Source organism: Pseudomonas sp. TE6288, from assembly GCF_054062095.1.
On the sequence record NZ_JBSSEW010000001.1, the window covers coordinates 353,715 to 366,665 of the forward strand.

Annotated in this window: 13 protein-coding genes; 10 read left to right on the forward strand and 3 right to left on the reverse strand. The window is 64.6% G+C overall.

Annotated elements, in window-relative coordinates:
- Window positions 1-319: 319 nt before the first annotated feature.
- A complete protein-coding gene (locus tag ACVWY1_RS01575; RefSeq protein ID WP_457377689.1) occupies window positions 320-1,345 on the reverse strand; it encodes an Ldh family oxidoreductase in 1,026 nt (341 codons plus the stop codon).
- Window positions 1,346-1,488: 143 nt separating this feature from the next.
- Between ACVWY1_RS01575 and ACVWY1_RS01580 the strand changes: the two genes are divergently transcribed.
- The 7 genes from ACVWY1_RS01580 (at window position 1,489) to ACVWY1_RS01610 (ending at window position 8,502) form a co-directional block, all read left to right on the forward strand.
- Window positions 1,489-2,361, forward strand: a complete 873-nt coding sequence (locus ACVWY1_RS01580) for a MurR/RpiR family transcriptional regulator (RefSeq protein ID WP_102685467.1) — start codon at window positions 1,489-1,491, stop codon at window positions 2,359-2,361.
- 26 nt (window positions 2,362-2,387) lie between these two features.
- Window positions 2,388-3,140 (forward strand): transporter substrate-binding domain-containing protein, encoded by a 753-nt coding sequence (locus ACVWY1_RS01585; RefSeq protein WP_457377690.1) that lies wholly within the window; start codon window positions 2,388-2,390, stop codon window positions 3,138-3,140.
- A gap of 104 nt (window positions 3,141-3,244) precedes the next feature.
- Window positions 3,245-3,964 carry an ABC transporter permease gene (locus tag ACVWY1_RS01590; RefSeq protein ID WP_046855416.1) on the forward strand — a complete coding sequence of 240 codons (720 nt, stop codon included), beginning with the start codon at window positions 3,245-3,247 and terminating at the stop codon, window positions 3,962-3,964.
- A complete protein-coding gene (locus ACVWY1_RS01595; RefSeq protein ID WP_102685465.1) occupies window positions 3,961-4,671 on the forward strand; it encodes an ABC transporter permease in 711 nt (236 codons plus the stop codon). Before ACVWY1_RS01590 ends, ACVWY1_RS01595 begins: the two co-directional genes overlap by 4 nt.
- A 16-nt stretch (window positions 4,672-4,687) precedes the next feature.
- On the forward strand, window positions 4,688-5,932 hold the full coding sequence (locus tag ACVWY1_RS01600; protein ID WP_258600738.1) for an NAD(P)/FAD-dependent oxidoreductase: 1,245 nt from the start codon (window positions 4,688-4,690) through the stop codon (window positions 5,930-5,932).
- Between the two features lie 23 nt (window positions 5,933-5,955).
- Window positions 5,956-6,738: an amino acid ABC transporter ATP-binding protein gene (locus tag ACVWY1_RS01605; RefSeq protein WP_457377691.1), complete on the forward strand. Its 783-nt coding sequence runs from the start codon at window positions 5,956-5,958 to the stop codon at window positions 6,736-6,738.
- A 1,035-nt stretch (window positions 6,739-7,773) separates the two neighbouring features.
- A complete protein-coding gene (locus ACVWY1_RS01610) occupies window positions 7,774-8,502 on the forward strand; it encodes a DUF899 domain-containing protein (protein WP_457377692.1) in 729 nt (242 codons plus the stop codon).
- A gap of 12 nt (window positions 8,503-8,514) precedes the next feature.
- Here the strand turns inward: ACVWY1_RS01610 and ACVWY1_RS01615 are convergent, their stop codons facing one another.
- Window positions 8,515-9,396, reverse strand: a complete 882-nt coding sequence (locus ACVWY1_RS01615) for a LysR substrate-binding domain-containing protein (protein ID WP_023631572.1) — start codon at window positions 9,394-9,396, stop codon at window positions 8,515-8,517.
- 157 nt (window positions 9,397-9,553) lie between these two features.
- Between ACVWY1_RS01615 and ACVWY1_RS01620 the strand changes: the two genes are divergently transcribed.
- Entirely contained in the window at window positions 9,554-10,216 is a 663-nt protein-coding gene (locus ACVWY1_RS01620) for an ankyrin repeat domain-containing protein (protein WP_457377693.1), read from the forward strand.
- Window positions 10,217-10,224: 8 nt separating this feature from the next.
- Here the strand turns inward: ACVWY1_RS01620 and pobA are convergent, their stop codons facing one another.
- A complete protein-coding gene (gene pobA / locus ACVWY1_RS01625) occupies window positions 10,225-11,412 on the reverse strand; it encodes a 4-hydroxybenzoate 3-monooxygenase (protein ID WP_457377694.1) in 1,188 nt (395 codons plus the stop codon).
- Between the two features lie 171 nt (window positions 11,413-11,583).
- On the opposite strand from pobA, the gene ACVWY1_RS01630 reads away from it, so the two are divergent.
- Together ACVWY1_RS01630 and ACVWY1_RS01635 are read left to right on the forward strand one after the other, a co-directional pair.
- Window positions 11,584-12,456, forward strand: a complete 873-nt coding sequence (locus ACVWY1_RS01630; RefSeq protein WP_198755594.1) for a helix-turn-helix domain-containing protein — start codon at window positions 11,584-11,586, stop codon at window positions 12,454-12,456.
- Between the two features lie 83 nt (window positions 12,457-12,539).
- Entirely contained in the window at window positions 12,540-12,941 is a 402-nt protein-coding gene (locus ACVWY1_RS01635; RefSeq protein WP_023631568.1) for a MerR family transcriptional regulator, read from the forward strand.
- Window positions 12,942-12,951 lie beyond the last annotated feature (10 nt).

The window sequence follows — 12,951 nt, forward strand, 5'->3', positions numbered from 1 at the left end:
CATCCTGCTTTTGCCAGTCGGAAATGCTCGGAACGCTAATGGATCGCGGGGGGGCGGGCTGACATGGGAAGGGGGGACAACGGCAGGAGCAGAAGGGTTCAACGCTAGTGTGGTGTTTCACAAATAACGACCATAACTCGCGGCGCTTTTTGCGCTCATGCGGCGTTGTCGCTCCTCGCCGTAGCTGGGCTACGACTCGTCGCGACGCCTTGCCTGAGCGCAAAAAACACTCGCGATTTATTGGTCGTATTTGCAAAACACCACACTAGGGAGCCAGGCCGCTCAGGCGCCTGACTCCCCGATTGACAAAAGAGCGGGTTCAGCCAGCCAGCGCTTGCAACTCGGCCAACTCCCCTTCGGTCAAACCCACGCCCTCGCGCAGTGCCACTTCACGCTCACGGTAGCGCCGTTCCCCCGGCATGCGCGTCAGCCCCGCTTCCTGCATCTGCTCCACCAGTTCGCGGCTGCGCTGGGCAAAACGCTCACCTTGCGCCTTGGTGGGGTCGATCACGATAAGCAACTGCCCGGTCCATGGGGTCTTTGCCCCCGGATGCCCGGACCAGTCGAACTCCCAGGAAAAATGGCCCCCCGTCAGCGCTGCCGCCAGCAGTTCGACCATCATCGACAGCGCCGAGCCTTTGTGGCCGCCGAACGGCAGCAAGGCCCCCCCTTCGAGAATCGCCCTGGGGTCGTTGGTCGGCTGGCCGGCGGCATCCACGCCCATGCCCGGCGGCAGCTGTTCGCCGGCCCGGGCGGCAATCTGCACGTCGCCATGGGCCATGGCACTGGTGGCCATGTCGAAGACGATCGGGTCGTGCCCCGCGCAAGGCGCGGCGAAGGCGATGGGGTTGGTGCCGAACAACGGCTTGCGCGCGCCATGGGGCACCACGCAGGTCATGCTGTTGACCACGCTCAGGGCCACCAGGCCTTCATCGGCGAATGGCTCGACATCCGGCCACAGCGCGGCGAAATGGTGCGAATTATGGATCGCCAGCACCGCGATGCCGGCCGTGCGCGCCTTCTCCACCAACAGCGCGCGGGCGGCGGCCAGGGCCGGCTGGGCAAACCCACCCTTGGCATCGACCTGCACATAAGCCGGCGCCAGGTCGGTTACCTGCGGCTCGGCGCGGCCATCGACCCAACCGCTGGCCAGGGTCGAGACATAACCGGGAATACGGAACACCCCGTGGCTGTGGGCACCGTCACGCTGGGCGCTGGCGCAGTTGTGGGCGAGCGCGGCGGCCACCGCCGCGCTGCAGCCATGCCGCGCGAAGATCGACTGCAATAACGCCCGCAGTTCGGTAAAAGGCACGCGCACGACAGGGCCGGTGGAAGGTGAAGACATCTGGAGCTCCTTTCTTGGAATTGGAATCGCTACAGCGCAACTGCACAGACTTTCCCGCCAATGACAGCTATCTGTCAATTATTGACTTGATGACAGAAAACAGCCATTTTGGCTTCCACGCCAGAAATCAGCCGGAACCGACCATGAGCCAATCGATCAAGCAACGCCTGGAAAGCAGCTTGCACACCGCTGCCGCCTCGGGCCGCCAGATCGCCAGCTACATGCTCGCCAACCTCCATGAGCTGCCGTTCCAGACCTCGGCCAGCATCGCCGCCAAGCTGGGCGTGAGCGAATCGAGCGTCGGCCGCTTCTGCCGCGCCCTGGGCTATGCCCACCTCAAGGCCCTCAAGCACGACCTGCAGAACGACCTGGGCGACGGCCCGTGGCTGGCCGGCGACCGCCTGCAGGCGTTTCGCCAGCAACCCGAGGACGACCAGCGCTCAGGCAGCCTGGAGCTGGAGATGGCCGCGCTGGTGCGCGTGCACGAGTACAGCCGCGGCGAAACCTGGCAACAGGTCGCTCGGCGCCTGGCCGACAAACCCCGGGTATTCGTCGCCGGCTTTCAGACCGAGCGTGGCGTGGCCATGTGCATGAGCCACCTGCTGCAGTACCTGCGCGACGGCGTGCAACTGGTCGATGGCAGCGCCGGGCATTTCGGCGAGGTACTGCTGGGGCGCCCGCAGGACTGCGCGCTAGTGGTGTTCGAGGCGCGCCGCTATTCGCGCCACGCCCAGCAGCTGTGCCACAAGGCGCGTGCGCTGGGCATTCCGGTGACCCTGGTCACCGACACCTTCTGTGACTGGGCTGATGCCGAAGCCGACGAGGTGTTCCGCATCCCCACCGAATTCAACCTGTTCTGGGAATCCACCGCGACCATGCTGTCGTGGGTGCACCTGATGGTCAACGAGGTCTGCAAGCAGCTCGGACCGGATGTTGAAAAACGCTTGGAAGCAACTGCCGCTCTACATAACGAGTTCGTCGGCTACACCTCGTGGCCGGCGGGCAAACAACAATAGCAAGAGTGCGATGACCGAGGTGCGAGATGAAAGGAACCATGGCTGTGGTGGGTGCGTGCGCCCTGCTGCTGGCGGGCCACGCCAGTGCCGAGACCCTGCGCTTTGCCACTGAAGGGGCATATCCCCCCTTCAATTACGTCGATGCCGACAACAAGCTGCACGGCTTCGACATCGACATCACCCATGCCCTGTGCGAACAGATGAAGGTCGAGTGCACCCTGGTGGCCCAGGACTGGGAAGGCATCATTCCGGCGTTGATGGCGCGCAAGTACGATGCGGTGGTGGCCTCGATGATCGACACCGAGGAACGGCGCCGGAAGATCGCCTTCACCGACCACTACTACCGCACCCCACTGACCGTGGCCGTCGCCAAGGACAGCCCGATCAGCGACGCGCAGACCGACTTCAAGGGCTACACGGTCGGCGCGCAATCCGCCTCGACCCAGGCGATCTACGCTGAGGACGTATACGGCAAGGCCGGCGCGGACGTGAAGCTGTACCCGACCCTTGACGAAGCCAACGCCGACCTTGCCGCAGGGCGCCTGGACGGGGTGATCGCCGACAAGTTCCCGCTGCACGAATGGCTGAACAAGAATGGCAAGGACTGCTGCAAGATCCTCGGCGATGTCGACGGCACCGAGGCCGACGCGGCAATTGCCGTGCGCAAGGACGACCAGGCCCTGCGCACGCGGCTGAACGAGGCGCTGGCGGCGATCGTGGCCAATGGCACCTACCAGAAGATCGCGAGCAAGTACTTCGCCTTCGACATCTACCAGTAATCTCGTGGAGGCCGGCCTGCCGCGCGATGGCGCCTGATCAGTGAACCACGCCATCGCGGGGCAAGCCCGCTCCCACCAGGGCACCTGTTTCCTGGGGGTTAGCCATGCTCGATCAACTCTCCCTGCTTTCCTTTGCCAGCGGCGGTTGGGGCCAGGCGTTGCTGGCCGGCGCGCTGGTGACCGTGTCGCTGGCCCTGGCCTGCCTGCCCATCGGCCTGCCACTGGGCTTGCTGGTGGCGCTCGCCGCGCGCTCGCGCAAACGCCTGCCGCGGGCCTGGGCCACCCTCTTCTCCACGGTGTTTCGCGGCCTGCCCGAACTGCTCACCCTGCTGATCATCTACTACGGCTGCCAGATCGCCGCGCAGAAGCTCCTCGCCGCGCTGGGCTATGAAGGCGAGGTGCTGATCAACACCTTCCTCGCCGCCATGGCCGCCTTCAGCCTGGTGTTCGCCGCGTTCTCCAGCGAGATCTGGCTGATGGCCTTCAAGACCCTGCCCAAGGGCCAGCTGGAGGCCTGCGCGGCCCTGGGCCTGGGCAAGCGCACCGGGTTCTTCAAGGTGGTGCTGCCGCAACTGACGCGCATCGCCCTGCCGGGCCTGTCGAACAACTGGCTGAGCCTGCTCAAGGACACCTCGCTGGTCTCGACCATCTCGCTGATCGACCTGATGCGCCAGACCAACCTGGCGGTCAGCGTGACCAAGGAACCGATGCTGTTCTACGGGGTGGCCTGCCTGGTCTACCTGTTGTTCTCGGCGCTGTCGGGCAGGGTCTTTGCCCTGCTCGAGCGGCGCAGCAATCGCCACCTGCAAGGAGCCCGCCCATGAGCCTGGAGCAACTGCTGGCCTACGTGCTCGACCCGGACTTGCTGGACCGCTACGGCGCGCGTTTCGTCGATGGCCTGCTGGTCACCGCCAAGCTGGTGGCGATCTCGTTCACCCTCGGCGCGCTGCTGGGCATGCTCCTGGCGCTGGCGCGCATGTCACCCAGCCGCGTGCTGCGGCGCCTGGCGGCTGGCTACGTGTACTTCTTCCGCGGTTCACCGCTGCTGGCCCAGCTGTTCCTGCTGTACTACGGGCTGGGTTCGCTCAAGGGTTTCTGGCAGGAGCTGGGCCTCTGGTGGTTCTTCCGCGAGGCCTGGTACTGCGCCCTGCTCGCCTTCACCCTCAACACGGCGGCCTACCAGGCCGAGATCTTCCGCGCCAGCCTGATGGCGGTCGCGCCGGGCCAGTACGAGGCGGCCAAGGCACTCAACCTCAAGCGCTCGACCACCTTCTTCAAGGTGGTCCTGCCACAGTCGCTGCTGGTAGCCATAGGCCCGCTGGGCAACGAGCTGATCATGATGATCAAGGCCAGCGCCATTGCCTCGCTGGTGACGATCTACGACTTGATGGGGGTGACCAAGCTGGCCTTCTCGCGCAGCTTCGACTTCCAGATCTACCTGTGGGCGGCAGTGCTCTACTTGCTGATCGTCGAGGTGGTCCGGCGCACCTTGAAACACCTGGAAGCCCGCCTGGGCCGCCACCTGAACTGACTGAAGGAAATCTTCCATGCATTGCCAGACCATCGTCCTGGGCGCCGGCATCGTCGGCGTCAGCACCGCCCTGCATCTGCAGGCCCGCGGACGCCAGGTGATCCTCATCGACCGCGACGAGCCAGGCAGCGGCACCAGCCATGGCAACGCCGGGCTGATCGAGCGTTCCAGCGTGATCCCCTATGCCTTCCCGCGCCAGTACAGCGCCCTGCTGCGCTATGGCCTGAACCGCCAGCCCGACGTGCGCTACAGCCTTGCCCACCTGCCCAAGGCCGCACCCTGGCTGCTCAGCTACTGGCGCCAGTCCGCTCCCGGGCGCCTGGCCAAGGCCGCCGCCGACATGCTGCCGCTGGTGCAGCGCAGCGTCGAGGAACACGATGTGCTGATCGAAGCCGCCGGCCTGCAAGGGCTGGTGCAAGCCAAGGGTTGGATCGAGGTGTACCGCGACGCCGCGCTGTTCGCCCAGGCCAAGCACGACCTTCAAGGCCTGGCCCGCTACGGCCTGCGCTACGAGATCCTCGAACGCGAGCAACTGCAGGCCCGCGAGCAACAACTGGACGGTGGGGTGATCGGTGGCATCCACTGGCTCGATCCGAAGACCGTGAGCAACCCCGGCGGCTTGACCCGTGGTTACGCCGCGCTGTTCGTCCAGCGTGGCGGGCAGTTCCTCTACGGCGATGCGCGCAGCCTGCGCCAGGTCGAGGGCGGCTGGCAGGTGGACAGCCGCCGGGGCACGGTGATGGCCGACGAGGTGGTGGCCTGCCTCGGCCCGCAGTCGGCCGACCTCTATGAACGGCTGGGCTACCACTTTCCGCTGGGGATCAAGCGCGGCTATCACATGCACTACGCGACCCGCGACGGCGCCGAACTGGGTCACTCGATCTGCGACACCCAGGGCGGCTATGTCCTGGCGCCGATGGCCCGGGGGGTGCGCCTGACCACCGGCATCGAGTTCGCCGCCAGCGAAGCCCCGGCCAACGAGATCCAGCTGCGCCGCTGCGAGGCCCTGGCGCGCAAGCTGTTCCCGGCCCTGGGCGAGCGCCTGGACGACAAGCCCTGGCTGGGCCGTCGCCCCTGCCTGCCAGACATGCGCCCGGTGATCGGCCCGGCGCCGCTGCACAAGCACCTGTGGTTCAACTTCGGCCATGCCCATCATGGCCTGACGCTGGGCCCGGTCAGTGGCCGCCTGCTGGCGGAGCTGATGACCGGCGAGCGCCCCTTCACCGACCCTGCGCCCTACAGCGCCGCACGCTTCGCCTGAACCTTGAGCGGGAGAACAACAAGATGACCGCACCCTTGAGCCTTGCCAGCCTGCACCCTGCCCCCGACCCGCGCCCGGAGCTGATCCGTATCGAGGGCCTGAACAAGCATTACGGCGCGTTCCATGTGCTGCACGATATCGACCTGTCGGTGCGCGAGGGCGAACGAATCGTGCTCTGTGGCCCGTCGGGCTCGGGCAAGTCGACGCTGATCCGCTGCATCAACCGCCTGGAGATCGCCCAGCAGGGCAGCATCCGCGTGGCCGGCACCGACCTTGCCAGCACTGGCCGCCAAGCCAGCCAGGTGCGCAGCGAAATCGGCATGGTGTTCCAGCACTTCAACCTGTTCCCGCACATGAGCGTGCTCGACAACTGCCTGCTGGCACCGATGAGCGTGCGCGGCCTGTCACGGCGGGACGCCGAGGAACGGGCGCGCTCGTACCTGAGCAAGGTCGGGATCGAAAGCCAGGCGCACAAGTACCCCAGCCAGCTCTCCGGCGGCCAGCAGCAGCGGGTGGCGATCGCCCGGGCGTTGTGCATGAAGCCGAGGATCATGCTGTTCGACGAGCCGACCTCGGCACTCGACCCGGAGATGGTGGCCGAGGTACTGGACGTGCTGGTGCAACTGGCCGGCACCGGCATGACCATGCTCTGCGTGACCCACGAGATGGGCTTTGCCCGACAGGTGGCAGAGCGGGTGTTGTTTCTCGAAGGTGGGCACATCATTGAGGACTCTTCACCGGAAGTGTTCTTCGGGCAGCCCAGGACGGCGCGGGCACAGGCGTTTTTGAAGCAGATCCTGCATTAGTGGTTCGTGGCCCTGCGCAGATATACGCAACCCAGTCAGCCTCCGGCAAAACAGCGTTGCAATATATGAGGTTTTAATCTTGATCTTGATCTTGATCTTGATCTTGATCTTGATCTTGATCTTGATCTCAAGATTAGTTTCAAACTCACTAGCGACAGCTGCGCCAGTGCAAGCGCCGCCCGTAACTTCGCGACTTCAGGAGGCCGAACGCAGGCCTTGCGGAGGGAGGTGACGGGCATGGATGCCCGTCAAGCGCTGCGCCCCAGGATGGGGCGTTCAGCGCGGTCCTCCCGGGAGCAAGGCCGGAGTGAGGGGACCCGGAGCGAAGCGTAGGGCCGGATGAACGGAGCGCAGCGTTTTTTGGTTACTTTTTGTCGCGTTTGACAAAAAGTGACTCGCCGTAAGGGCGAAAAGGTGACTATGCGTCAGTATAGTAAATGAATGCGCTTACAACTGTGAAAACCCACACCAATCGCATTTGAATTTGAATTTGAATTTGAATTTGAATTTGAATTTGAATTTGAATTTGAATTTGAATTTGAATTTGACTTACACAGTGAGCGTTTTGAAAGCTATATGCGCATTCAGTTGCGATGGTGACGCATAATCACCTTTCCGCCCTTACGGCGGGTCCCTTTTTGAAGGATCAAAAAGGGACCAAAAAATCCTCGCTCCATTCATCCGGCCCCTACGCTTCGCTCCGGGGTCCCCTCACTCCGGGCTCGCTCCGGGAGGACGCGCCGACGGGCCATCCATGGCCTGATCGGCGCTTGACGGGCATCCATGCCCGTCACCTCCCTGCGCAAGCCCTCCGTTCGGCCTCCTGAAGTCGCAATTTGTGTCGCCTGAACTATCGCGCGCTTAGAAGCAAAAGCAGAGCAAGAGCAAGAGCAAGAGCAAGAGCAAGAGCAAGAGCAAGAGCAAGAGCAAGAGCAAACAGTGGATGAACCATTCGTCGATAACGGATAAAAACCTGTCGAATTACCCAAAGGCCACCCGACTACGGGATGAACCCCAAAGCGTGGAGTCACGCCCATGAGCCATCCCACTCCCAAACACACCGTGGCAACCCGTAGCCAATGGCTCGCTGCCCGGCACCAGCTCTGGCTGCACGAGAAAGCCTTCACCCATCAACGCGACGAGCTCGCCGCCGCCCGCCGCGCCCTGCCCTGGGTAGCGGTGGAGCCGGACTACCGTTTCCAGGGCCCGGACGGCGATCTAAGCCTGGGCGAGCTGTTCGCCGGACGCAGGCAGTTGCTGGTCTATCACTTCATGTTCGCCGACGGCTGGCACGAAGGCTGCCCGGGCTGCTCGTTCCTGGCCGACCACTTCGACGGCGCCAACCTGCACCTGGCCCACCACGATGTTTCCCTGGTGGCGGTTTCGCGGGCGCCCTTTGCCGAGTTCCAGGCGTTCCGCCGGCGCATGGGCTGGCACTTCCCATGGTTTTCCTCGCACGGCAGCCGCTTCAACCAGGATTTCGGCGTCACTGTCGCCACCGATGGCAGCGCCCAGTACAACTACGAACCCTACACCGGCGACGAAACGGAGCTGCCCGGGCTCAGCGCGTTCTACCGGGATAGCGACGGCAGCCTGTACCACACCTATTCCACCTATGCCCGCGGGCTGGACATCCTGGTCAACGCGTACAACTTCCTCGACCTGGCGCCCCTCGGGCGCAACGAGGACGGGACGATGGACTGGGTGCGGCATCATGATCGCTATGAAAGTGCCAGTGACAAGCCGCATTGCTGCAAGGATTGAGTTCCGGCGGGATCAGATCGCCTGCACCGCCAGCAACTCCGTCAACACCTCGGCCAGTGCCTTGACCATCACATCCGCCGTGGGCCGGTGCACGATGACGATTTCGTAGCTGTCCACCTCCGGCAGCCCCTGCTCGATGCCCAGCACCCGGTGCTCGAGCAGCGCTGCCCGCGGCGGCAGCAGGCTGATGCCCATGCCGTCGGCCACCGCCGCCTGGATACCGCTGAGGCTCGAGCTGGTGAAGCTGATGCGCCAGCGCCGGCCCATGCCTTCGATCGCGCTGATCATGTCATCGCGGTACAGCCCGCGTGGCGGAAAGGTCACCAAGGGAATCGGGTCGAGATCGAAGGACGGCATGCGCGCGCTGTCGATCCATTGCAGGCGCTCCGGCCAGCAGGCCACGCCCTCGCGGCTGTTGCGCCGCTGCTTGAGCAGCACCAGGTCGAGCTCGCCGTTGTCATAGGCCTGGCTGAGATCGCGGCACAGCCCGCTGGTGACTTCCAGCTTGACCTGGGGATGCTGCCGGCTGAACGCGGACAACGCATTGGTGGTGCGCCCGCCGACGAAATCCTCCGGCACGCCCAGGCGCACGGTTACCCCGACCATGGCCCCGGCCAACGCCTCGAGCATCTGGTCGTTGAGGGCCAGCATGTGCCGGGCATAACCGAGCAGGGTCTGCCCGGCATCGGTGGGCAGCACATCGCGGTTGCCACGCACCAGCAGGCGGTGGCCGACCATGTCCTCGAGGCGGCGGACCTTCTGGCTGATGGTCGACTGCGTGGAATGCAGGCGCGCCGCGGCGGTGGTGAAACTGCCGCAGTCAGCCACCACGACAATGGCGCGCAACAGGTCGAGGTCGAACAAGGCCCTATTTGGTTTTACGCTGGCAGACATCTTGATATTCGACTTCTGAATGACAAGCCTGACTTCTACCACGGGCACCGATACCCGGCAACATGCGCAAATACACTGGGTTCCATCCAGATTATTCACTTCTGCTACAAACACAGGCCCCCTAGCATGGACCCTCGTCCTATCAGGAGCCGCCCCCATGCGCCTGCCGCTCACCGCCTTGCTGCTGACCCTGTCCACCAGCCTTGCCAGCCACGCCGAGACCCCCGCCATGAACACAGCGTTGCTCGATGCCGCCCGCCGCGGCGATGCCCCTGCCGTGCGCCAACTGCTCGACCGGGGCGCGCAGGCCGATACCCGCAACGACCAGGGCCAGACCGCGTTGCTGGTGGCCACCCACGCCAATGAAGTGGAAGCCGCCAAGGTGCTGATCGAGGCCGGCGCGGACGTCAACGCCAAGGACAATATCAACGACAGCCCCTACCTGTACGCGGGCGCACGGGGGCTGGACGACATCCTGCGCCTGACCCTGGCCCATGGCGCCGACCTGAAGAGCACCAACCGCTACGGTGGTACCGCGCTGATCCCGGCCGCCGAACGCGGGCATGTCAGCACCGTGCAGTTGCTGATCGCGGCCGGTGTCGATGTGAACCACCTCAACCGCCTGCACTGGACCGCGCTTCTCGAGGCGGTGATCCTCGGCGATGGCGGCCCGCGGCATGTGGAAATCGTGCGCCAGTTGCTGGCGGCCGGGGCGGACCCGCTCATTGCCGACAAGGACGGCGTGACCGCGCTGGAGCATGCGCGCCAACGCGGTTATCGCGAGATGGTCGCCTTGCTGGAAAGCCCCAGGCGCCGCTGACGCGCCGGTTATTCCACAGCCTCGAACGGCAGCCCTACATAGTTCTCGGCGATATTCGCCAGCCCCGCCGCCGACCCCAGGTAGTACTCGCGATCGGCCGCCTGCATCTTACGGTCCCAATCATCCTGGTGTTCGCCGAAGTCATGCAGCAGTTGGGTCATGAACCAACTGAAGCGCTCGCCCTTCCATACCCGCCGCAACGCCATGGGCGAATACTGCGCCAGCAGGTCGGTGCGCCCCTCGCGGTAGACCTTGACCAGGATCCGGTACAGGTAGTTGACGTCCGAGGCCGCAAGGTTCAGGCCCTTGGCGCCGGTGGGCGGCACGATGTGGGCGGCGTCGCCGACCAGGAACAGACGGCCATGCTGCATCGGCTCGACCACCAGGCTGCGCAGCGGCGCGATGCTTTTCTCCAGCGCAGGCCCGGTCACCAGTTGCTCGGCCACCGCCTGTGGCAGCCGCGCCTTGAGCTCGGTCCAGAAGCGTTCATCGGACCAGTCCTCCACCCGCTCTTGCAGTGGCACCTGCAGGTAGTAGCGGCTGCGCGTCTGCGAGCGCTGGCTGCACAGCACGAAACCGCGTTCGTGATGGGCGTAGATCAGCTCATGGTTGACCGGCGGGGTATCGGCCAGCAGTCCCAGCCAGCCGAACGGATAGACCCGCTCGTACACCTTCAGCACGCTGGCCGGGATGCTCTGCCTGGCCACGCCATGGAAGCCATCGCAGCCGGCGATGTAATCGCACTCCACCCGGTGCTGGCGACCGTCCTTGTCGAACGTCAGGTAAGGCCGCGGCCCCTCGATGTCATGGGGCTGGACATTGTTGGCCGCATAGATGATCGGCGCCCCACTCTGCTCGCGAGCCTGCATCAGGTCGCGGGTGACCTCGGTCTGGCCGTAGACCATCACCGTCTTGCCACCGGTCAGTGCCTTGAGGTCAAGACGCTGGCGATGGCCATCGACCAGCAACTCGACCCCTTCATGGACCAGCCCTTCGCGATCCATGCGCTGGGCCACGCCGGCTTCGCGCAGCAACTCGACCGTGCCCTGTTCGAGCACGCCGGCACGGATGCGCCCCAACACATAGTCCGGGGTCTGACGCTCGACGATCAGCGTGTCGATGCCGGCGTTGTGCAGCAGCTGGCCGAGCAGCAGGCCGGACGGGCCGGCGCCGATGATTGCAACCTGAGTTTTCATTGTTGTTGTCTCACGATGACGATGCCGGCTTTGCACTGGCAATGGCCGCACATCTGCTGTTAGGGTTTGCACCTGTATTTTTACTGCTGAAAAATGTGCAGAACGTGCGAAATCCGCTTTGAAAACTGCACTTTCCTGAAATTCGTTCGATTAACGGACAGGTCCCACCCCATGCACAGCCCCCTTCCCGGCATCCCGTTGTTCCAGCTGTATGGCGAGCACCGTGCCTGGCCGGATACCGACCTGCTGCACTGCGAGTCGATCCCGGCACGCAGCCGTCTGCACCACTGGGAGATCAAGCCGCACCGGCACGCAGAACTGTTCCAGCTGCTCTATGTGCAACACGGCGAGGTGCAGGTGGAGATCGAGGGCGAGCGCCGGGTGATTCGCGAGGCGGCGATCCAGGTGGTGCCGCCGCTGACTGTCCATGGCTTTCGCTTCAGTGCCGATATCCAGGGGCATGTGCTGACGTTCGGCACGGCCTTGGTGGTCGATCTGGAAAAGCGCCTCGGCGCCCCCCTGAGCGTGCTGGCGGCGGCGCGGTGCTACCCGCTGGGCAAGGACCGCGTGCGCCTGCACGGCCTGATCGACACGCTGCAGCAGGAGTACCAGGGCTGCGCCCCGGCCCGCGGCCCCATGCTGCAGGCACTGGTCACCGCGCTGATGGTGTGGATCAACCGCCAGCAAGCCGCCTTGCCAGCGCGCAGCCAGGACGAACGGGACCAGCAGTTGCTCGGCCGTTACCTGCGCCTGGTCGAGGCGCATTACCGCGAGCACCTTGCCGTGGACGATTTCGCCGCGCGCCTGGGCATCACCAGCCTGCTGTTGAACCAGCTGTGCCGGGCACTGGCCGGGCAATCGGCGTTGCAGGTGATCCACCAGCGCCTGCTGCTCGAAGCACGGCGCAATCTTGCCTACACGCGCATGAGCATCGGCCAGTTGTCCGACAGCCTGGGGTTCAGCGACCCGACCTACTTTGCGCGGTTCTTCAAACGGCTCGACGGGCAGACGCCCAAGGCCTACCGCAAGTCCGTGAATGCCTGAACGGGCCGGCGAGCGCAACCCTTGCTTGACGTATACGTCAACCTGGCATTAGGTTACTCGCATTCCCTCCCCCGAGCGCAAGCATGAGCAGCCAGACCTACAGCATTTCCGACCTGTCCCGCGAACTGGACATCACCACCCGCGCCATCCGCTTCTATGAGGAGCAGGGTCTGCTCAGCCCTGAACGACGCGGCCTGGAACGCATCTACTCGGCCCGCGACAAGGTCACGCTCAAACTGATCCTGCGCGGCAAGCGCATCGGTTTCTCGCTGGCCGAATGCCGTGAACTGATCGAACTCTACGACCCCTCCGGCGGCAACCAGAAACAGCTCACCAGCATGCTGGCGAAGATCGCCGAACGCCGCGCCCAGCTCGAACAGCAGATGCTCGACATCCAGCAGATGCACCTGGAGCTGGACACCGCCCAGGAGCGTTGCGAGCAGGCCCTGGCCGCCACCCTGAACCCGCCGCACACCCACCGTTGATCCGCCACAG